19 protein-coding genes are annotated in these 20541 nt (G+C 69.4%); 18 read left to right on the top strand and 1 reads right to left on the bottom strand.

The features are described from left to right. The 13 genes from ABD683_RS09955 to ABD683_RS10015 all read left to right on the top strand — a co-directional run. Window positions 1-1302, top strand: a 1302-nt coding sequence (locus ABD683_RS09955; RefSeq protein ID WP_344769557.1) for an MmgE/PrpD family protein, incomplete at its 5' end; no start/stop codon positions are given. Next, on the top strand, window positions 1299-3290 hold the full coding sequence (locus ABD683_RS09960) for an oxidoreductase (RefSeq protein WP_344769559.1): 1992 nt from the start codon (window positions 1299-1301) through the stop codon (window positions 3288-3290). The genes ABD683_RS09955 and ABD683_RS09960, both read left to right, overlap by 4 nt. Window positions 3291-3315: 25 nt before the next feature. Then, window positions 3316-3669, top strand: a complete 354-nt coding sequence (locus ABD683_RS09965) for a RidA family protein (RefSeq protein ID WP_344769561.1) — start codon at window positions 3316-3318, stop codon at window positions 3667-3669. Further along, window positions 3666-4397 carry an SDR family NAD(P)-dependent oxidoreductase gene (locus ABD683_RS09970; RefSeq protein ID WP_344769563.1) on the top strand — a complete coding sequence of 244 codons (732 nt, stop codon included), beginning with the start codon at window positions 3666-3668 and terminating at the stop codon, window positions 4395-4397. Before ABD683_RS09965 ends, ABD683_RS09970 begins: the two co-directional genes overlap by 4 nt. Further along, complete coding sequence (locus tag ABD683_RS09975) at window positions 4394-5119, top strand: SDR family NAD(P)-dependent oxidoreductase (protein WP_344769565.1); 726 nt, start codon at window positions 4394-4396, stop codon at window positions 5117-5119. Before ABD683_RS09970 ends, ABD683_RS09975 begins: the two co-directional genes overlap by 4 nt. 40 nt (window positions 5120-5159) lie before the next feature. Beyond that, the gene (locus tag ABD683_RS09980) at window positions 5160-6299 is read left to right on the top strand and encodes an NAD(P)/FAD-dependent oxidoreductase (RefSeq protein ID WP_344769567.1); all 1140 of its coding nucleotides are present in this window, start codon (window positions 5160-5162) and stop codon (window positions 6297-6299) included. After that, entirely contained in the window at window positions 6296-7000 is a 705-nt protein-coding gene (locus ABD683_RS09985; protein WP_344769569.1) for an SDR family oxidoreductase, read from the top strand. The genes ABD683_RS09980 and ABD683_RS09985 overlap by 4 nt, the downstream gene beginning before the upstream one ends. 25 nt (window positions 7001-7025) lie before the next feature. Then, entirely contained in the window at window positions 7026-7382 is a 357-nt protein-coding gene (locus ABD683_RS09990) for a cupin domain-containing protein (protein ID WP_344769570.1), read from the top strand. Then, the gene (locus ABD683_RS09995) at window positions 7379-8980 is read left to right on the top strand and encodes an FAD-dependent oxidoreductase (protein WP_344769571.1); all 1602 of its coding nucleotides are present in this window, start codon (window positions 7379-7381) and stop codon (window positions 8978-8980) included. The genes ABD683_RS09990 and ABD683_RS09995 overlap by 4 nt, the downstream gene beginning before the upstream one ends. Further along, a complete protein-coding gene (locus ABD683_RS10000) occupies window positions 8977-9828 on the top strand; it encodes a Rossmann-fold NAD(P)-binding domain-containing protein (RefSeq protein WP_344769573.1) in 852 nt (283 codons plus the stop codon). Before ABD683_RS09995 ends, ABD683_RS10000 begins: the two co-directional genes overlap by 4 nt. Next, window positions 9825-11654 carry an acyl-CoA dehydrogenase gene (locus ABD683_RS10005; RefSeq protein ID WP_344769575.1) on the top strand — a complete coding sequence of 610 codons (1830 nt, stop codon included), beginning with the start codon at window positions 9825-9827 and terminating at the stop codon, window positions 11652-11654. The genes ABD683_RS10000 and ABD683_RS10005 overlap by 4 nt, the downstream gene beginning before the upstream one ends. Next, the gene (locus ABD683_RS10010) at window positions 11651-12514 is read left to right on the top strand and encodes an NAD(P)-dependent oxidoreductase (RefSeq protein ID WP_344769576.1); all 864 of its coding nucleotides are present in this window, start codon (window positions 11651-11653) and stop codon (window positions 12512-12514) included. The genes ABD683_RS10005 and ABD683_RS10010 overlap by 4 nt, the downstream gene beginning before the upstream one ends. After that, entirely contained in the window at window positions 12511-13476 is a 966-nt protein-coding gene (locus tag ABD683_RS10015; RefSeq protein ID WP_344769578.1) for an EamA family transporter, read from the top strand. The genes ABD683_RS10010 and ABD683_RS10015 overlap by 4 nt, the downstream gene beginning before the upstream one ends. Before the next feature lie 60 nt (window positions 13477-13536). On the opposite strand, the gene ABD683_RS10020 is transcribed toward ABD683_RS10015, so the two are convergent. Next, on the bottom strand, window positions 13537-14346 hold the full coding sequence (locus ABD683_RS10020) for an alpha/beta fold hydrolase (protein ID WP_344769580.1): 810 nt from the start codon (window positions 14344-14346) through the stop codon (window positions 13537-13539). An 81-nt stretch (window positions 14347-14427) separates the two neighbouring features. On the opposite strand from ABD683_RS10020, the gene ABD683_RS10025 reads away from it, so the two are divergent. The 5 genes from ABD683_RS10025 (at window position 14428) to ABD683_RS10045 (ending at window position 20518) form a co-directional block, all read left to right on the top strand. Further along, complete coding sequence (locus tag ABD683_RS10025; protein WP_344769582.1) at window positions 14428-16149, top strand: DUF3556 domain-containing protein; 1722 nt, start codon at window positions 14428-14430, stop codon at window positions 16147-16149. Between the two features lie 9 nt (window positions 16150-16158). Then, window positions 16159-17559, top strand: coding sequence for a phytoene desaturase family protein (locus tag ABD683_RS10030; RefSeq protein ID WP_344769583.1), 1401 nt, complete (start codon window positions 16159-16161; stop codon window positions 17557-17559). Window positions 17560-17647: 88 nt separating this feature from the next. Continuing rightward, the gene (locus ABD683_RS10035) at window positions 17648-18103 is read left to right on the top strand and encodes an FMN-binding protein (protein WP_344769585.1); all 456 of its coding nucleotides are present in this window, start codon (window positions 17648-17650) and stop codon (window positions 18101-18103) included. Then, window positions 18090-18956 (top strand): FAD:protein FMN transferase, encoded by an 867-nt coding sequence (locus ABD683_RS10040; protein WP_344769587.1) that lies wholly within the window; start codon window positions 18090-18092, stop codon window positions 18954-18956. The genes ABD683_RS10035 and ABD683_RS10040 overlap by 14 nt, the downstream gene beginning before the upstream one ends. Continuing rightward, the gene (locus tag ABD683_RS10045) at window positions 18956-20518 is read left to right on the top strand and encodes an FAD-dependent oxidoreductase (protein ID WP_344769589.1); all 1563 of its coding nucleotides are present in this window, start codon (window positions 18956-18958) and stop codon (window positions 20516-20518) included. The genes ABD683_RS10040 and ABD683_RS10045 overlap by 1 nt, the downstream gene beginning before the upstream one ends. Window positions 20519-20541: the final 23 nt, after the last annotated feature.

The following is a 20541-nucleotide window of genomic DNA, read 5'->3' on the forward strand; positions in this document are numbered from 1 at the left end:
TGGGACACCATCCCCGAAGACGTACGGAAGCGGGCGACCCAGGCCCTCAGCGACACGGTGTCGACGATGGTGGGCGGGGCGTCCACGGTGGCGGCGACGATCGCCCTCGACTTCGCGAGCGGCGCATCCGGCGACGCGCCCCTCGTGGCGCGCGGGGCGAGCGCCACGCCCGCGCACGCTGCGTTCGGCAACGGCGTCGCCGCGAGCGCACTCGACTTCGACGACGGTCACTACCTGGCCGGCGCGATCCACCCGGGCTCCGTGATCGTCCCGGCGGTCCTCGCGGTCGCAGACTCCACCACCACGATCTCCGACGCCATCGTGGCGCAGGTCGTGGGCTACGAGATCGGACTGCGAGCCGCGCACCTGCTGTGGCCCAAGCACGAGCTCGACCACTACCACGCGACGGGATGCGCCGGAGCGATCGGCGCCGCCGCCGCAGCGGCCAAGCTCCTGGGACTCGATGCCGACGGCATCGCCCGCGCCATCATGATCGGCTGGGTCCACGCGCCGATGTCGACGTTCGGCACCCCCATGGTCAAGGAGTCCATCGGGTGGGGTGCCATGACCGGCGTGGCCGCAGCGGAGCTGGCGAAGGCCGGCTTCATGAAGCGGCCAGAGGGATATGTCATCGAGGTCAACAACGTCATGCCTCCGACCCCGTTCCACCAGAAGGGTGCCGCCGAGGATCCGTTCATCACGAGCATCGGCACGACGTACGAGGTGCTGAACACCTACTTCAAGTCGTTCGGTGCATGCCGCTACACGCACGCCGCCGGCGCGGGATTCGTCGAGCTGCTCGACCAGCACCAGATCGTCCCCGAGGAGATCGTGTCGATCACGGTCGGCACGCACCACGCGGCGACGTTCCTCGACGAGACGGCGCCCAAGACGATCGACACGGCTCAGTACAGCTTCCCGATCGTGCTGGGCTCACTCGCCCTGTGGGGTGCCGCCGGAGCCCAGGAGATGGACCTGTCCCGGCTCGATGACCCCGACCGTCTCGAGTTCGCGGCAAAGGTGAAGCTGGAGCACGATCCGAGCCTCGACCAGTACTACCCGGCCCGCTACCCGAGCCGCGTCGACATCGAGACCGCCAACGGCAAGGTCAGTGGCGTGTTCCTCGACGCTCCCGGAGACCCGGGCTCGTCGTTCGGCGACGAGCAGCTGCGCGACAAGTGGGAGGTGCTCCTGGCCGGGCCGCTCGGTGACGCGACAGCGACCGCGCTCCTCGACGGTCTGCTCGAGCCGTCCGGCAAGCTGCTCGACACCCTCGCACCTGTGTGGTCCGTGCCGGCATGACCGCACCCCACCTCGCCCCGCTGATGGAGCCGCTCGACGTCGGCTCCAGGACCTTGAAGAACCGCGTCATCGTGACGGCGCACGCGACCCACAACATCGACGCGGAGAACCTCCCGAACGATGACGACGTCGCGTACTTCGAGGAGCGGGCGCGAGGTGGCGCCGCACTGGTGACGATGGGAACGACGGCGGTCCATCCGAGCTCGCCCACGCCGTACGGGATCTATCACAACTTCGACGACCGGATCATCCCCCGGTACGAGGCGTTGAGCGAGGCCGTGCACGGTCAGGGCGGGCTGATCATCCCCCAGCTGGGTCACATGGGGGCACGCACCGACGGCGAGTGGGGCCCAGTCTGGGCGCCGTCGCAGGTGTCGCATCACCTGTGGGCGAGCATCCCGTACGCCATGAGCCGCGCCGACGTCCGTACCGTGATCGACGCCTACGCCGCCGCGGCCGAGCGTGCTGTCCGTGGCGGGATGGACGGCGTGGAGCTGTCGGTCGGCCACGGCCAGATGATCAACCTGTTCCTCTCGCCGCTGACCAACCAGCGCGATGACGAGTACGGCGGCTCCGACGAGGCGCGGTTCCGGTTCTGCCGCGAGGTGATCGAGGGCGTACGCGCGGCGGTCGGCGACGCGCTCCTGTTCGTCCGCGTCAACGGCTCGGACGAGGTGCCCGGTTCGCTCGACCAGGACGCCTGGCTCGACATCGACCAGCGCATCAGCGAGCTGGGCCTCGTCGACGCCATGAACGTGTCTGCAAACTTCTACGGCTCCGTCATCCCGACGATGGCCGTGCCGCGCGGCTGCTACCTGCACTACGCGCGCGCCGTACGGCAACGTGTCGACATCCCGGTCGGCGCGGTCGGCCGGATCACCGATCCGACCATGGCGGTGCAGGCGCTGATCGACGGCGACGCCGACTTCATCGGCATGACCCGGGCGCACATCGCCGACCCCCACCTCGTGATGAAGGTCCTGGAGGACCGACCCGACGAGATCCGCCCGTGCATCGGGTGCATCCAGATGTGCCAGGGCGAGCTCGGACGCCATCGCAACGTCAAGTGTGTCTACAACGCGGTCACCGGTCGGGAGCGTCTCCTCCGGGACGTCGAGACCGAGAAGGCCGAGACTCCCCGCCGGGTCGTCGTGGTGGGTGGTGGCCCGGCGGGGCTCGAGACGGCACGGGTCAGCGCGATCCGCGGCCACGAGGTGACGTTGTTCGACGAGCGGAGCGACCTCGGTGGCGCCGTACGCATCGCGGCTCGTACCGACGGACGCGACGGGCTCGTCGACGCCGTCGACTGGCTGGCCAACGAGGTGCAGCGCCTCGGCGTGACGGTCCGCCTCAGGCGGACGGCCGAGGCCGACGACATCATGGCGCTCGAGCCGGACGTGGTGGTCCTCGCGACCGGAGCGTCCGAGGGGCTCCCGCAGTGGGCCGACCGTGAGGTACGCACCCTGCTTCCCGCCGCCGACGTCGTGTCGGGACGGCCCAGGCTGTCCGGATCCGTGGTCGTCGTCGACGAGACCGACCGCACCCTGGGCATGTCGGCGGCACTGGCTGCTGCCGAGCAGGGCTGCTCGGTCGTCCTGGTCACGGCCCGGCCGGGACCGGCCGAGCTGGTCGAGGCCGAGGTGCGCGACGACTTCCTCGAACGCCTCGTCGCCGCCAAGGTCGAGATCCGTACGTCCACGCAGGTCCGCTCGTACGACGCCGAGCGTGGTGAGCTCCACTGTGGCTACGGCGGCCTCGCCGCGCTGACCTACCAGCGGCTCGACGAGCACGGACAGCTGCTGACGGCCCCCACGACCGACACCGTGATCCACGCCGACTTCGTCGTGCACACCTGGACGGAGCCGCGCGCCGAGCTGTTCGCGGACCTGCCCGACACCGTCGACGTACGCGCCGTCGGAGACGTCCTCAACCCTCATCGCATCGAAGCCGCCGTCCATGGCGGATTCGCCCTCGCCGCAAGCATCTGAACCCCACGAGAAACGGAGCACCATCATGACCGCACCCCTTCCCCTCCGCCCGTCCGTCACCGCCGGTGACTGGGTCGTGATCTCCGGTCAGGTCGGTGTCGCCGACGGTGCGCTCGTCGAGGGTGGCGTTGCCGCCGAGACCCGTCAGGCGCTGCACAACTTCCAGGCTGTCCTCGCCGACAACGGCCTGACGGTGGCCGACGTCGTCAAGACCAACGTCTTCCTGGTCTCGATGGACGACTTCGCGGCGATGAACGAGGAGTACTCGAAGGTCTTCACCTCGGACTTCCCCGCGCGCTCGGCCGTGGCGGTGCACCAGCTGCCCATCGGAGCCACCTTCGAGATCGAGGGTTGGGCCTACCGAGGGAACGGGTCATGACCGACAGGCCGGGGTCGGTGGTCGTCACGGGAGGATCGCGCGGCATCGGCCGGGCCTTCGTCGTCGAGGCGGCAGCTCGTGGCTACGACGTCTTCTTCACTCACCGCGGACGCGGCGATGACGCGGCGGCCACGATCGCCGAGTCCGCGACCGCGGGCACGCATGTCGAAGGCGTCGCCGTCGACGTCCTCGACGTGCCCGCGCTCGTGGACTTCTCGGCCAAGGTCCTGAGCCATGGTCCGGTGCACGTGCTGATCAACAACGCCGGCACGATGGCGCACGGAACGCTCGACGAGACCACCGACGAGGGCTGGGACCGGTCGTTCGCGGTGCACGTCACGGCGCCGATGATCCTCGCCCGCGAGCTCTCCGACTCCCTCACGGCCACCGAGGGCGCGATCCTCAACATCTCGTCGACGGGCGGAGTCGTGGGATCCGTGCACGGCCCGTCGTACGGCGCGAGCAAGGCCGCGATCCTCGGCTTCAGCAAGTCGCTGGCGCGCGAGCTGGCACCCCACGTACGCGTCAACACCCTGGCCCCCGGCCCGGTCGGCACTGACATGTACGCAGAGCTTCCCGAGGACGAGCGCCGCGCCGTCGAGGACGAGACACCGCTCGGCCGGGTCGCCGAGCCACGCGAGATCGCGGTCGCCGGGCTCGACCTGTGCCACTGGACGTACGCGACGGGCCAGACCCTGATCGTCGACGGCGGAAGGATCATGTCGTGAGCGCCGGGGTGGCGGTCGTGACGGGTGGATCACGGGGGATCGGCCGGGCGATCGTGACGGAAGCCGCGCGGCGCGGGTTCGACGTCGTGTTCAGCCATCGCGGCCGTGGATCCGACAGCGCCGAGACGGTCGCGGAGTCGGCCGCAACCGGCAGGACCGTCGTCGGAGTGGCGGCGGACATGCAGGACGCCGCGCAGCTCGCTGCGCTCGCCGCCGCTGCCCGCGAGATCGGCCCGGTCAGCGTGCTCATCACGTGTGCCGGTCTCCTGCGCCACGCCGCGCTCAAGGACATCACGGACGAGGACTGGCGAGAAGCCTTCGCGGTCCATGTCACCGCCCCGATGCTGCTGGCTCGCGAGCTCGCCCCCGACCTCGCGGCGACGAACGGTGCGATCCTCAACGTCTCCTCCGACGGCGGCGTGGTCGGCTCGGTGCACGGAGCGCCGTACGGCGCGAGCAAGGCCGGCACGATCGGCCTGAGCCACACCCTGGCGCGCGAGCTGGCTCCCCGCGTCCGGGTCAACACCCTGGCGCCCGGTCCGATCGACACCGACATGTGGGCCGCCGTGGACGACGCGGCCCGGCGCAAGGTCGAGGACGCCACCCCGCTCGGCCGGGTCGGCACCAAGGGCGAGATAGCGCGAGCCGCGCTGGACATCTGTTCCTGGACGTACGTCACGGGCCAGACGCTGGTCGTCAACGGCGGACGGGTCATGCAATGAACAACTTCCCCATCAACGCGCACAGAGAGTCGTGAGCACCATGTCTGAAAGCAAGAGCGTCGGAACCGTCATCATCGGCGGCGGTATCGGCGGCGTGGCCCTGGCCTACTACCTCGCCGAGCTCGGCGAGGGCGACATCCTCGTGGTCGAGGGTCGCGAGCTGGCCAGCGGTTGCACGGGAGGGTCGATGGGCGGAGTGCGCCAGCAGTTCAGCACACCCAACGAGGTTGAGCTGGCGCTGCGTGGCCTGAACTTCTGGCAGACCTTCGAGGAGACCTTCGACTACCCGTGCACGTATCACCGCGACGGCTACCTCATGCTGACCGGACGCCAGGAGATCTACGACAAGCTGGGCGCCGCTGCCGAGGTCCAACGCGCCGGTGGCGCACCCAACGTCGAGATGGTCCTGGCCGCCGACCTGCAGAGGATCGCGCCGTGGCTCAACCCCGAGGGGCTCATCGGCGGGTGCTGGACACCTGACGACGGACGGGTCAACCCGACCGATGGCGTCTACGGCCTGGCAGCGGCCGCCCGCAAGCTCGGCGTGAAGTTCAGGCAGAACACCTACATCTCCAAGATCGAGAAGGCCAAGGGTGGCTGGACCCTGCAGACCGACGAGCCGATCAAGGCCCGTCGCGTCATCATCGCGGGCGGCCTGGGCTCGCCCGAGCTCGTCCGCCCATTCGGACTCGACCTGCCGATCACGCCGATGATGGTGCACTACGGGTTCACGACACCGGTCATCTCGGACCAGCCCCTGCCGATGACGATCGACCTCGACTCGGGCTTCTGCGTCGAGCGGGAACAGGACGCCGCGGTCGTCACGATCCTCGCGTCGTCGTCGCCCGAGACGTACGGCGTCGACGACATGCTGATGGAGTTCGCCGAGGCGGCAGCCGTACGTGCGCCGATCTTCACCGAGGTCAGCATCCGTACGACGATCAGCGCTGCGGCAGACGCCACCGGCGGCGACGGACATCCGTTCATCGGCGAGATCGAGCCAGGACTCTGGACCATGACCGGCTTCGACGGCCACGGCACGATGCAGGGACCGGCGATCGCCAAGTTCACCGCCAACCTGATGTCGGGCATCGCCGACCCGGTGCTCGACCCGGCGACGTTCGAACCGCGCCGCCACCTCGGTGAGACGCAGGAGTGGCTGAGGGCGTCCCGCAAATGAGCACCCCGCAGAAGGTCGCCCTCGTCACCGCCGGAAGCGCCGGCATCGGCGCCGGCATCGTCCGGGAGCTGGCGAGGGATCACCACGTGTACGTGATGGCCCGGTCAGAAGGCGCGGACGAGATCGCCGCCGAGGTCGGAGGCACAGCCGTACGCGGCTCCGTGACCAGCAAGGAGGACCGCGAGCGCCTGGTCAAGGCGGCGCTCGACGGCCACGGCCGGATCGACGCCGTCGCGATCAACACGGGTCACCCGCCCAAGGGTGAGCTGCTCGAGCTCACCGAGCAGGACTGGGAGGAGGGGCTCGACCTGATCTTCCGCAGCGCCGTCCACCTGGTCACGCTGGTGACGCCGACCTTCCTCGCCCAGCAGTCGGGGTCCGTCGTCGCCGTGACGACGTACGCCACGAGCACTCCCGAGCTGGCGATGCCCGTGTCGTCGGTCCTGCGCTCCGCGTTGGAGACCTGGATCAAGCTGTACGCGAACCGCTACGGCGCCGACGGCATCCGCGCCAACTCGGTCCTCCCCGGTTTCATCGCGACCCACCCGGTCGATCCCGAGCGCCTCGAGTCGATCCCGGCCGGGCGCTACGCCGACCCGCTCGAGCTGGGCCGGGTCGTCGCCTTCCTGCTGTCCGACGCCGCGTCGTTCGTGAGCGGCCAACGGATCGTCGTCGACGGCGGCATGATCCGCGTCCCCTGATCCACCACCTACCTGAGGAGCCGAGATGACCATCAGCAACGACCCCGTACGTGTCATGCCCTTCAACGCCGAGTTCACCGCCGAGAACGGACCGGTCAAGGTCGACCGCCGTTCCAAGCCGTCCGAGCTCACCGAGCTGTCCGCCGGATTCGTCGACTTCCCCGACGGCGGAAAGACCGACCCGTGGACCCTGCCGTACGAAGAGGTGTTCTACGTGATGATGGGCGAGCTCTCCCTGCACCTCGACGGCCGGACCGTCACGGCCGCGGCGGGCGAGGTCGTGACGATCGAGAAGGGTGCGACGGTCGAGTACGAAGGCACTCCCGGGACGCGGGCGTTCTTTGCCCTCGTCCCCGCCGACTGGCTCGAGACGATGGGATGAGCGAACAGTTCGACGTCGTCGTCATCGGTTCCGGTGCGGCAGGCTTGACGGCTGCCCTCACGGCGGCACACGCGGGCGCCTCGGTGCTGGTGCTCGAGGCGACGCACAAGTGGGGCGGGTCGACGGCGGTGTCCGGCGGACTCGTCTGGGCTCCCGGCCACCCGCATGATCGCGAGCAGGGCGAGACCGACAGTCGCGACGAGGCACTTGCGTACTGCCACTCGTGCGCGTACGTCCGTGACGAGCCGCGCATCGAGGCGTTCGTCGATGCCTCGCCGCAAGCGGTCCGGCTGATCGAGGAGACGACGCCGATCGAGTTCCAGGCGATCGCCTACCCTGACACGTTCTCGGAGCGGCCCGGTGGCAAGCTGTCGCGCCACCTCGAGTCGAAGCCGCTGGATCCCGGCTACCTGGGAGCGTGGCAGGACCTGTTCTGGACCAAGGACGAGCCGCACACACTGATGAGCGAGATCCTCCCGATCGGCGCGCATGTGTACGGCCTCCCCCTCGACCTCGACACCGTCAACGACCGCCGCGAGAAGGGCGTCGTCACGGGTGGCGCCGCCCTGGTCACCGGGCTGCTGATGGGTGTCGACGATGCCGGTGTCGACCGCCGCTCGGGCTGGCGCGTCACCAAGCTCCTGACCGACGGCGGCCGCGTCGTCGGCGTCGAGGCGACCCACGGTGACACGACGACAGCGATCCGTGCCCGCGGCGGCGTCGTGCTGGCCACCGGCGGATTCGAGTGGAACACCGAGCTGAGGGCTCGACTGCTCTCGACCCCCATCACACACCCCGTCACACCGCCGATCCAGCACGGCGACGGCATCCGGCTCGCTGCTGGTGTCGGCGCCGCGCTGGCGCACACGTCCGAGAACTGGGCGTGGCCCGCCGTCGTCGTCTCCAGCGACACGTGGGACGACGAGCCGCGCCACCACCTCTCGTTCAGCGAGCGCTACATGCCGCACTGCCTGTGGGTGAACGGCTCCGGCACGCGGTTCGTCAACGAGTCGAGCCACAACGCCGCGCTGTCGCTGGGCGAGGTCGACACGTCGCTGCACGTGCCGCGCAACCTCCCGGCGTGGTCGATCATGGATGCGCAGTTCCGCGAGCGCTACCAGGTGGCGGGAGTCCTCCCGGGGGAGCCCGCGACCGACTGGATCGTCGAGGCGCCGACCCTGGTCGAGCTCGCCGGGCTGATCGATGTCGATCCGGAGACACTGACGGCGTCCGTCGAACGGTTCAACGGCTTCGTACGAGCCGGTCGCGACGAGGACTTCAGTCGTGGGCAGTCCCGTTATGAGCAGGCGATGGGCGATCCGACCAGCGCGCTGCCCAACCTCGGCACGGTCGAGGTCGGACCGTTCACGGCGGTGCGCATCCACCCCAGCACCGTCGGCACCAAGGGCGGTGCCCTGACCAACTCCCGCGCTGAGGTCGTCGACCACGACGGCGCCGCGATCCGTGGCCTGTACGCCGCCGGCAACGCGATGGCGGCCGTCTTCGGTCCCGGCATCTCCGGCGGCGGCATGACGATCGGCAATGCCGTGGCGTGGGGCTGGCTCGCCGGCCGCGGAGCCGCCGAGGCGGCGTCATGACGGCGTCGATCCTCGTCACCGGTGCGACCGGCAAGACCGGTGCCGAGCTGATCACGCTCCTCGAGCGGGCGGAGGTGCCATTCTCGGGCGGCGTGCGACAGATCGACCCGGACCGCGGCTATCCGCAGGTCGAGTTCGACTGGCAGCGGCCCGAGACCTGGGCCCAGGCGCTGATGGGGGTCGAGTCGCTGTATCTCGTGAAACCCCATCACGATGCCGTGGCGGCCTTCGGCGAGCTCCTCGCCTCCGCACCGTACTTGCGCCGGGTCGTGCTGCTGTCGGAGCTCGGCCGGGAGGCCAAGCCCGACGCCGACCCGGAGCGGGCGATCGAGCTCGTCGTCGAGAACGGCGCGAGCGCCTGGACGATCCTCCGGCCGAGCTGGTTCTTCCAGAACTTCAACGGTGCCGGCGGGTTCGGTGAGTCGATCCGTACGAGCGGCGAGCTCCGGCTGCCGATCGGTGACGGCCGGCTGTCCCTGATCGACACCCGCGACGTCGCCGAGGCCGCCTTCGTGGCGCTGACCACCGACGACCACGCCGGCAGCGGGCTCGACCTCACGGGGCCGCAGGCGTTCACGATGTCCGAGGTCGCCGAGGCGATCTCCGGCGCGACCGGCCGAGACGTGGTGCACCGTGACTCGGCGCTGGCGGCCTACCGCTCGGAGCTGGTCGACGCAGGCTCGGACGTGTACGTCGTCGACTACCTCATGGACCTGATGACCGACGCCAGGAACGATCGGTATGCGGGCATCACGCACGACCTCGAGAAGGTGACCGGCAGGCCGCCGCGGACGTTGGCGGACTTCGTGGCGGAGAACGTCGACTACTGGTCGGGAGGCCCGGCATGACGGAGCTCCAGACCAAGATCCTGCCGACGCTCGACTTCCTGCTCAACGACTGGCTGCAGCTGCCGGAGCTGCTGACGCGTACGCGCTTCGAGGACCACTCCGCCGAGAGCGTCCGCGACCTGCTGAGGGCGGCGTCGACCATCGCCGCCGAGAAGTACGAGCCGGCCAACCGTGTCATCGACGACCACGAACCGGTCTTCGACAACGGCCGCGTCGTCCTCCCGAAGGTGACGCAGGAGGCATGGGACGCGTACGTCGCGTTCGGCTTCCTCCCGGCGTCACACGACGCGGAGCACGGCGGCATGCAGCTGCCGCGTACCGCTGACTTCGCGGTCAAGACGATCTTCGCGGCGGCATCCGTAGGCATCAGCCCCGCGATCCTCACCGATGCCAACGCCTCGCTGCTGATCGAGCACGGCACGCCGATGCAGCGGGACGTGTTTGCGCGGCCCCAGCTGGCGGGTCGCTGGGCGGGGACGATGTGCCTGTCGGAGTCGCAGGCCGGATCGTCGTTGTCCGACATCACGACCGTCGCCGTGCCGGACGGCGAGGATGGCGCGGACGATCCGCTCGGTCCGCGCTACCGGCTCACCGGCAACAAGATGTGGATCAGCGGTGGCGAGCACGACCTCACCGAGAACATCGTGCACCTGGTCCTCGCCAAGACTCCCGGCCCGACCGGCGAGATCGACCCCGGCACGAGGGGGATCTCCCTGTTCATCGTTCCCAAGGTGGTTGTCACGCCCGACGGCGAGCTGGGTGAGCGCAACGACGTGACGCTGGTGAGCCTCAACCACAAGCTCGGCTACCGCGGCATCCCCAACACGGCTCTGGCATTTGGCGACGGCACCCACCAGCCGCGTGGAGCAAAGGGCGCCCTGGGCCACCTCGTCGGCGCGCCCGGAGACGGGCTTCGCCAGATGTTCCACATGATGAATGCGGCCCGCATCGAGATCGGCCTCGGCGCGGCTGCGCTGGGATTCGCGGGGTACGCCGTGTCGCTCGCGTACGCCAAGGACAGGACGCAGGGACGGCCGATCACCCGCACGGGCAAGGACGCCGCGGCGCCGCAGGTCGCGCTGGTGGAGCATGCCGACGTCAAGCGGATGCTGCTGGCGCAGAAGGCTTACAGCGAGGGCGGCATCGCCCTGGGCCTGCATGCCGCGCGCCTGCTCGACGAACAACGGACGGGCACCGAGGAGGGCATCGCCGAAGCGAGCGACCTGCTGGAGATCCTCACCCCGATCGTCAAGAGCTGGCCGAGCGAATGGTGCCTCGAGGCGAACAGCCTGGCGATCCAGGTCATGGGCGGCGCGGGTTACACCAGGGACTTCCCGGTCGAGCAGTTCTGGCGCGACAGCCGCCTCAACATGATCCACGAGGGCACCCACGGCATCCAGGGACTCGACCTGCTGGGACGCAAGGTGCTCCAGGACAACGGCCGGGCGGTGGCGGCGCTCGGCGAACGGGTCTGGCGCACCATCGAGCGCGCCCGGACGCACGGTCTCGACGACCGTGCCTCGGAGCTCGAGCTCGCCTGGGCGAGCGCCGTCGCGGCAGCCACGTCGGCGTGGAGCACGGGGGACCCGCAGGACGCGCTGGCGAACGCCACGCTCTATCTCCAGGGCTTCGGCCATGTCGTGATGGCGTGGATCTGGCTCGAGCTTGCCGTCGCGGCGGCCGACAGCACGCATGCCGAGGCGCCGGGCAAGACCGCGGCCATGCACTACTTCTATGCCTACGAGCTGCCCAAGATCGATGCCTGGTTCGCCGTCGTGGCACGCCGGGAGCCGATGACCCGCGACGTCCCGGTCGGTGTCCTGTGAGCGACGTCCTGGTGCTGGGCGCCGGCCTGATGGGTACGCAGGTCGCCCGCTGCCTCGCCCGCAGCGGTCTCGACGTGGCGGTCTGGAACCGTACGCCCGAGCGTGCGGCTCCGCTTGCCGGGGACGGCATCGAGCTCCACAGCACTCCGGCGCAGGCGTTTGCGTCGGCGCCGCTCGTGGTCTCGGTCCTTGCGTCGACCGAGGCGCTCCGCAGCGTGCTCGCCCGGACCGAGGGGGCTGACCTCTCGCGCGTGACTCTCGTCAACCTGACGACGGGCACCCCCGATGACGCGGTGCAGACGAAGTGGTGGGCGGACGAGCACGGCGTGGCATACCTCGACGGGATGATCTCGGGACGTCCGGGCACGGCCGGCACCGACCAGATGCACATCGCGGTGGCCGGCCCGGAGGCAGCGTGGTCGGCTCACCGGGACACCCTCGCCCGCCTCTCGCCGGCGGTTCACCACACCGGCGAGGACGTGGTCGTCCCGTCGGTCCTCGGCCTCGCCTGCACCGGCACGTTCTTCCTCTCGACCCTGGGAGCGTTCGTCGAGGCTGCAGCGTTCGCCTCGGCGTACGGCATCGCCCCCGACCAGGTCGCCGCCGAGATCCCGCGCTACCTCGATCGCGTGGCCACCGAGGTCGAGGGATTCACGGCGCTCATGAACGCAGGTGACTTCGTCACCCCACATGCGTCCACCGACGTCTACGCCGACGCCCTGGAGGCGGCCGCGTCGTCGATGGCCTCGGTCGGCCAGCCCGGACATGTGACCCGCGGTGCGATCGAGAGCCTTCGTGTCGCCCAGGATGCCGGTCGTGGTGGTGAGAGTCCTGCGGTCGTGTTCGACGTGCTCACATGAGCACGTCGCGCTCCACGGGTGCCTCGGCCGCGACGCTGGGCATCTGGCTGGGCATCGTGTCGGCGGCGACGTCCAGCATCAGCGGGCCGATGGCGAGGTCGTTGACCGACGCAGGCTGGACCCCCGCGGCACTCACGATTGCGCGTGCGCTGGGCGCTGGTGCCCTCATGCTGGTCCCCGCGGTCGTCATGATGCGGGGCCAGTGGGAGCTCGCCCGACATGAGTCCGGCCGCATCCTGCTGCTCGGCGGAGTCGGAGTCGCAGGCACCAGCGTCTGCTACTACAACGCGATCACGCTCCTCCCGATCAGCGTGGCACTGCTGATCCAGTACTCCGCGCCCGTCCTCGTCCTCGGCTACACCTCCGTACGGCGCCGCCGCGTGCCGCACCGGACGACGCTGACCGGTGTCGCCCTCGCGATGCTGGGCCTCGTGCTCGTGGTCGGGGTGGGCGGATCGGGCGACACCGACGCGACCGGCCTGATCTGGGCGGCGTGCGGCTCGGTCTGCTTCGCGACCTACTTCGTCGCGTCGGAGGCGGTCAGCCCTGACCTGCCGGCGGTCGCGGTCACCGCGGCGGCGCTGCTTGTCGCAGGTGTCACGGTCGGGGCCGTCTGCCTCACCGGAATCATCGAGGCCACCGCGACGACGCGGGCCGTCGAGCTGGCTTCGTGGTCGATGTCCTGGATCTGGCCGCTCGCGCTGCTGGTCGTCGTCGCCACGGTCATCACCTACACCGCGAGCCTCGTGTCGGTGAGCATCCTCGGCGCCCGGGTCTCGTCGTTCGTGCTCCTGAGCGAGCTGGCTTTCGCGGTGCTGACCGCATGGGCGCTGGCGGGGGAGACGCCGCGCTGGATGCAGCTCGTCGGCGGTGCCGTGCTCGTGGGAGGCATCGTGCTCGTACGGCTGGGCGACGCCGAGGCGCAGCACACCGGACTGCTGGAGCCTGATCCGGTGGAGTGACGGGGAGGTTGCAGATCAATCTCGTGCGTCGCAGCAGCACGTGGATTGTTCAGCAGCCTCCTAGGGGTGCGCGGCGATGAACTCGTCGACGAGCCGGTTGACCTCGGCCGGCGCCTCGAGCGCGGCCAGATGGGCGGCACCGTCGATCACGACGTATGTCGACCCCGGGATCGCGTCGGCCATGGCGTGCGTCTCCGCGAGCCCGAACGTCGCATCCTCCTCGCCGGCGACGACGAGCACCGGCGTGCTGACCGTCGAGAACAGCTCACGCTGGTCCGGGCGCCGTGGGACCACGCTGCGTACGGCCCATGCCGCGGAGCTGATGTCGTTGCGCCCGGCGGTGTCGCGCACGTGCTGGACGACGGCGGGCCGGGTCTTGAGCGAGGTCGGGCCGAGGAACGCCTTGAGCACCGACGGCATCAGCGGTCCGCGGAGTCCGCCGAGCAGGCTGGCCGTACGGAGCAGCAGTCCGTACTCGAGCTTCTGGCCGAGCGGCGCCGGCGACGCGGTCGCGTTCATCAGCACCGACACGCCGACCCGCTCGGGGTGCAGCGCCGCGAACGTGCCGCCGATCATCCCACCCCACGAGTTGCCGAGCACGTGAGCCCGCTCGATGTCGAGGTGATCAAGCACCTCGCACACGACTGTGGCGCACTGCTCGAACGTGAACGGCTCCGTGAGCGCCTCGCTGGCTCCGTGGCCCGGCGGATCGACCGCGATCACGGTGAACCGGTCACGGAAGTGCTCGACCTGTGCCGACCAGAGCGCTCCGTCCATCAGCAGGCTCGGCCACATCAGGATCGCCGGTCCGGAGCCTTCGGTGCGTACATGGAGGCGACCCAGGGTGGTGGGGATGTCGAGCTCGGTCATGCACGACAACGTAATGGTCTGGCAGCACTGGCAGGGAGGCCCTACAGTTCGGAACCACTGGGGACACGGAGAAGGAGCAGCATGGGTCTCATCTCGCCCACCTTGCCGAAGCTCGACGTCGACGCCTGGCGCGCGAAGCCACGGGCCGAGCGCACCAAGGTGCTGCAGCAGCACTGGGCGCTCCACGGCTTCGGCACGCCGTACGCGATCTATCTCCTCTACGCGCTCAAGATCGGCCTCTATGTCCTCGGCGGGCTGTTGTTCGCCGCGTCGACCCCCGGTATCGACGGGCTCGGCAACCTCGGCGACTGGTGGTTCGAGCCGGTCGTGTTCCAGAAGGTCATCATCTGGACGCTGCTGTTCGAGGTGCTCGGCTTCGGCTGCGGCTTCGGTCCGCTGACGATGCGCTTCCTGCCTCCGCTCGGCACGTTCCTCTACTGGCTGCGGCCCGGCACGATCCGGCTGCCGCCGTGGCCCGATCGGGTGCGCGGGACCGCCGGCTCGCGCCGGACCATCGTCGACGTCGCGTTGTACGTCGGCGTGATCGTTGCGGCCGTTTTCGTCCTGCTGTCACCGGCCGACCGCGAGGTGACCGGCCTCGGCGGCGACTCGTTCGGCATCATCGAGATCTGGCGGTTCCTGCCGCTGCTGGTCGTCCTGCCGGTCCTCGGGCTCCGCGACAAGACGATCTTCCTGGCGGCCCGCGCCGAGCACTACTGGGTCACCGCGATCGTCTTCCTGTTCCCGTTCATCGACATGATCGTCGCCGCGAAGCTGGTCATGGTCGCGATCTGGTGGGGCGCCGCGACCTCGAAGCTCAACCACCACTTCCCGTTCGTCGTCTCGACCATGATGAGCAACGCCCCGCTGGTGCCCACGTCGGTCAAGCGGAAGCTGTGGAAGGACGCCGAGTTCGACGTGCGTCCGGGGCTGCTGTCGCGCGCCCTCGCCCACGGCGGCACGGTCATCGAGTTCGGCGTACCCCTGATCCTGCTGCTGTCACGCGGTGGCTGGGTCACCACGATCGCGCTGATCATCATGGTCCTGTTCCACCTGCAGATACTCACGGCGATCCCGATGGGCGTACCGCTGGAGTGGAACGTCCTCATGATGTTCGGCGCACTCGTCCTGTTCGGCCACCACGCCGAGTACGGCATGGGCGACGTCACGGAGCCGTTCCTCCCGTACGCCTTGCTCGCGCTCATCGTGGCCACCGTCGTCGGTGGCAACCTCCGGCCCGACCTCTTCTCGTTCCTGCCGTCGATGCGCTACTACGCCGGCACCTGGGCGACGTCGGCCTGGTTGTTCGGTGAGGGCGCCGAGCAGACGTACGCCGACAAGGTCACCAAGTCGGCGCAGCTCCCGCACCGCCAGCTGGCCAGGCTCTACGACGAGGACACCGTCGACCTGATGATCGGCAAGCTCGGCGCCTGGCGTGGGCTCCACACGCACGGCCGTGCGATGGCGGGTCTCTACCCGCACGCCGCCGACGACCACGAGCAGCGCTTCATCGTCGACGGGGAGATGGTGGCCGGCTCGGCGATCGGCTGGAACTTCGGTGACGGCCACCTGCACCACGAACGACTGCTCGCAGCGATCCAGGAGCAGTGCCAGTACGAGCCCGGCGAGCTGCGCGTGATCATGATGGAGTCTCCGCCGTTCTTTCGGCAGGTGCAGCGCTATCGCATCGTCGACGCGGCGACGGGGGTCATCGAGACGGGCGAGGTCGCGTGCTCCGAGATGCGGTCGCGCCAACCCTGGGACGGATCGACGCCGTTCAACGACGTTCGCCGCACCCCCTAGGGTCGAGTCATGACAACTGCCGTCGTCGTGGGCTCGGGCCCCAACGGGCTCGCCGCCGGTGTCGTGCTGGCGCGCGCCGGGATCGACGTCACGGTGCTGGAGGCCGAGGACGAGATCGGCGGCGGCACGCGGTCGGCGGAGCTGACGATCCCGGGCCTGGTCCATGACGTCTGCTCGGCGACGCATCCGACGGCGGTGGCATCCCCGTTCTTCCGGTCGCTCGACCTGGAGCGCCACGGCCTGGAGTGGCTGTGGCCCGAGGTCGACGCGGCGCATCCGATCGACGGTGGCCGCGCCGGCGTGCTGTTCCGCGACCTCGACCGGACGGTCGAGATGCTCGGCGTGGACGGCGCGTCGTGGCGCAAGCTCTTTGCGCCGCTCCTGGACAACAGCGACGTCCTCATCGACGAGCTGTTCCGGCCGATCGTGCACGTGCCACGGCACCCATTGATCCTCGCCGGGTTCGGTGCACGGGCGTTGCTGCCGGCCACCGCGATCGCACGCCGCTGGAAGACCGACGAGGCGAGGGGCCTGTTCGCCGGACTCGCGGGACACGCGATCTACCCGCTCGACAAGCCGACCACCGGCGGCCTGGGCCTGATGTTCGGGATGACCAGCCACGCGTACGGCTGGCCCGTCGCCAAGGGCGGTTCGGCCGCGATCGCGCATGCACTCGGCGCCGAGATCACCTCGCGCGGCGGCCGGATCGAGACGGGTCACCGGGTCACCGAGCTGCCGCAGGCCGACATCGTCATGTTCGACACCACGCCGGACGGTGTGCTCAAGATCGTGGGAGACCGGCTCCCGGGACGCGTACGCCGGCCGTTCAAGAAGTGGCGACGCGGACACGGGGTGTTCAAGGTCGACTACGCGATCGACGGCGACATCCCGTGGACCAACGAGTGGGCGCGCAAGGCGGGCACGGTGCACCTCGGCGGCACGATCGAGCAGATCAACGCCGCGGAGACCGAGGTGCACGCCGGCCGCATGCCCGAGCGCCCGTTCGTCCTGCTGTGCCAGCAGTACCTCGCCGATCCCGGACGGTCGGTCGGCGACGTGCACCCCATCTGGGCCTACGCGCACGTGCCCCAGGGCTACACCGGCGACGCCACCGAGTCCGTGACGGCGCAGATCGAGCGCTTCGCCCCCGGGTTCCGCGAGCGCATCGTCGCGACGTCCGTCAGCGGCCCGGCCCAGCTCGAGGCGCACAACGCCAACTACCTCGGCGGTGACATCGCCGGTGGCGCCACCGACCCGTGGCAGCTCCTCATGAGGCCTCGCCTGTCGACCAATCCCTACTCGCTGGGCGTCAAGGGGCTCTACATCTGCTCGGCGTCGACCCCTCCGGGCGCGGGAGTGCATGGCATGGGCGGGTTCCGCGCGGCCACCCATGCTGTGAGCCGGCTGTGAAGATGTCCGTGAAGGAACTCGCGCCGCGAGACCCTCGTTCTACCTGTTGAACGTTCACCGATCTGCCCACCAACCAGGAGACCGACCGATGAAGCTGCCGTCTCACAAGAAGTTCCTTTCCGCCTCCGCCGCGGCATCCGTGCTGCTGATCACCGCCGCGTGTGGCGGTGGCAGCGACGATCCGGCCGACGCGACACCGACCACGTCCGAGACGTCGTCGGCAGCCACGGACGGTACGTCCAGCGCGACGTTCAAGGACGGCGACTACGAGGGCAGCGGCGAGTACTCCAACCCCGCTGGCCTGTCCAAGGTCAAGGTCGAGCTGACGCTCGCCGGCGGCAAGATCACCGACATCGAGGTCACGCCCGAGGCGACCAACGGCACCTCGAAGGGCTTCCAGCAGAAGTTCGCCAGTGGCATCGCCGACGAGGTCGTCGGCAAGAGCCTCGCCGAGATCAAGGTCGACAAGGTCGGCGGGTCCTCGCTGACGGTCCAGGGCTTCAACCAGGCGATCGACGCGATCAAGGCTGATGCCACCGCCTGAGGTCTGGCAGTTCGAGGCGATCGGGACGGCCTGGCAGATCGACACGGCCCGGCCGCTCCCCGAGAACGTCATCGCCGACGTGCTCGGTCGCATCAAGCGGTTCGACAAGGCGTGGTCGCGGTTCCGCGACGACTCGCTGGTCAGTGACATCGCACGGGGTCCGGGGTCGTGGACGATGCCGGACGAGGCCGACATGCTCCTGTCGTTCTATGGCGACCTCAACGAGCTGACGGACGGGGCGGTCAACCCGCTCGTCGGCGGCACCCTCTCCGACCTCGGGTACGACGCCACCTACTCGCTCGAGCCGAAGGCCGACCCCGCCGCGGTCCCCTCGTGGGACTCGATCGAGTGGCGTGCGCCGACCCTCACGACGATCGAGCCGGTGACCCTCGACGTCGGCGCGGCCGGCAAGGGCCTGCTCGTCGACCTGGTCGCCGGGGTCCTGCGTCAGCACACCAACCAGTTCACGATCGACGCCAGCGGCGACATCTATCACCACGGGACGACCCCGATCCGGGTCGCGCTGGAGGACCCGCGCGACCCCACCCGCGCGATCGGCGTGCTCGAGCTCGAGCCCGAGGATGCTATGTGTGCGTCGGCGACCAACCGGCGCTCGTGGGGTGACGGCCTGCACCACGTGCTGGACGGTCGTACGGGTCGGCCGACCCGCGACATCATCGCGACGTGGGTCGTGGTGACGCAGTCCTGCATGCGGGCCGACGGACTCGCGACGGCCCTGTTCCTTGCCGAACCAGCACGGCTCATGTCACGTTTCAGCTACGAGTTCGTGCGCATGCACGCCGACGGCAGGGTCGAGTGGTCGCCGGAGTTCCCCGGAGAGGTGTTCGTCTGATGGAGAAGCTCAGGGACCTGCTGGATCGCCAGCTCGGACTCGTCACGATGTATCGGCTGGTCACCCTGGTCCTCATCGGACTGGCGGCGATCTACGTCGGGTTCTCGGCGACCGGCGTGATCGACGGTGTTTCCGTCAAGCACGAGCTGTTGGCACTCGTCGTCCTGCTCGTCGCGTCGTACGGCGCCAATCGGCTCTTCGCGCTGATCTGGCGCATCAAGCCGCACACCGAGTCGTCGATCATCACGGGGCTTCTGCTCTTCTTCCTGTTCGTGCCGCTGCTCTTCACCGATGTCGAGAGCTATCTGTGGCTGGCTGCCGCTGCGGCGCTCGCCAACCTCTCGAAGTACGTGCTCGCCTGGCGCGGCCGGCACATCTTCAACCCCGCCGCGGCCGGTGCGTTCCTGGTGTTCGTCGCGCAGCAGCTCTTCGGTCGCGACCTCTTCACGACCGCGACGTGGCAGGCCGCAGCGACCGACACGATGCTGCCGTTCGTCGCCATCGGCGCGTTCCTGGTGCTGTGGCGTACGCGGCGCCTCGACGTCGGCCTGCTGTTCATCGTGCTGGCCGCAGTGTTGACGGTGCTCGCGCTCAATGACCGCACGCCCGGACTCGGTGACGCCGTCGAGTCCACGTTCCAGTCCTATCCCGTCGTGTTCCTCGCCGGATTCATGGTGAGTGAGCCGTTGACACTTCCGCCACGTCGCAAGCAGCAATGGGCGGTTGCGGCAGTGGTGGCGCTGGTGTTCGCCTACCCGAGCTACATCACGCTGCTGACCGACACCCCGCCTGACCTGGGGTGGATCATGGATCAGCCCCAGGAGCTCTCTCTGCTGGTCGGCAACCTGGTGGCCTTCGCCTTCGCCCGTCGCAAGGGTGTGGCCCTCGATCTCGTGGCCAGGCGTCAGCTGACGCCGGAGACCCACGAGTTCACGTTCAGGCCCAAGCGGCCGATGTCGTTCAGGCCGGGTCAGTTCGTCGAGCTCACGGTCCCGCACAAGGGTGCTGACACCCGGGGCCTGCGCCGATCGTTCAGCATCAGCTCGCCGCCGGGTCCCGACGGCACGATGACGCTGGCGCTGCGCGTGCCCGACAAGTCGTCGAGCTTCAAACGTGCGATGGTCGGCCTCGAGCCGGGCGCGCGGGTGCACGCCACCGGCATCGGCGGAGACTTCGTGCTGCCCGCCGACCCCACGACCCCGGTGCTCCTGGTTGCCGGCGGCATCGGGATCACCCCCTTCATCAGCCAGCTGCAGCACCAGCCCGACCGCGATGCGGTGCTCGTCTACGGGGTCAACGCACCCGAGGAGATCGCGTACGCCGACGTGCTCGCCGGGTTCCGGGTCGTGATCGTCTCGCCGGTCGCACCTGAGCACCTGCCGACCCGGTGGCGCCATGTCGAGGCACCGTTCATCTCGGTCGACCTGGTGGCGACGGCGGTCCCGGACCTTGGCGAACGGCTCGCGTACGTCTCCGGCCCGCCCGCGATGGTCAACTCCGTACGCGCGGGTCTCGCGAGACGCTGCAAGCGCGTCAGGACCGACTACTTCACGGGTTACTAGACGACGAAGCGCCCCGCACCCGT

It is taken from the genome of Aeromicrobium panaciterrae (assembly GCF_039537165.1).
GTDB lineage: Bacteria > Actinomycetota > Actinomycetes > Propionibacteriales > Nocardioidaceae > Aeromicrobium > Aeromicrobium panaciterrae.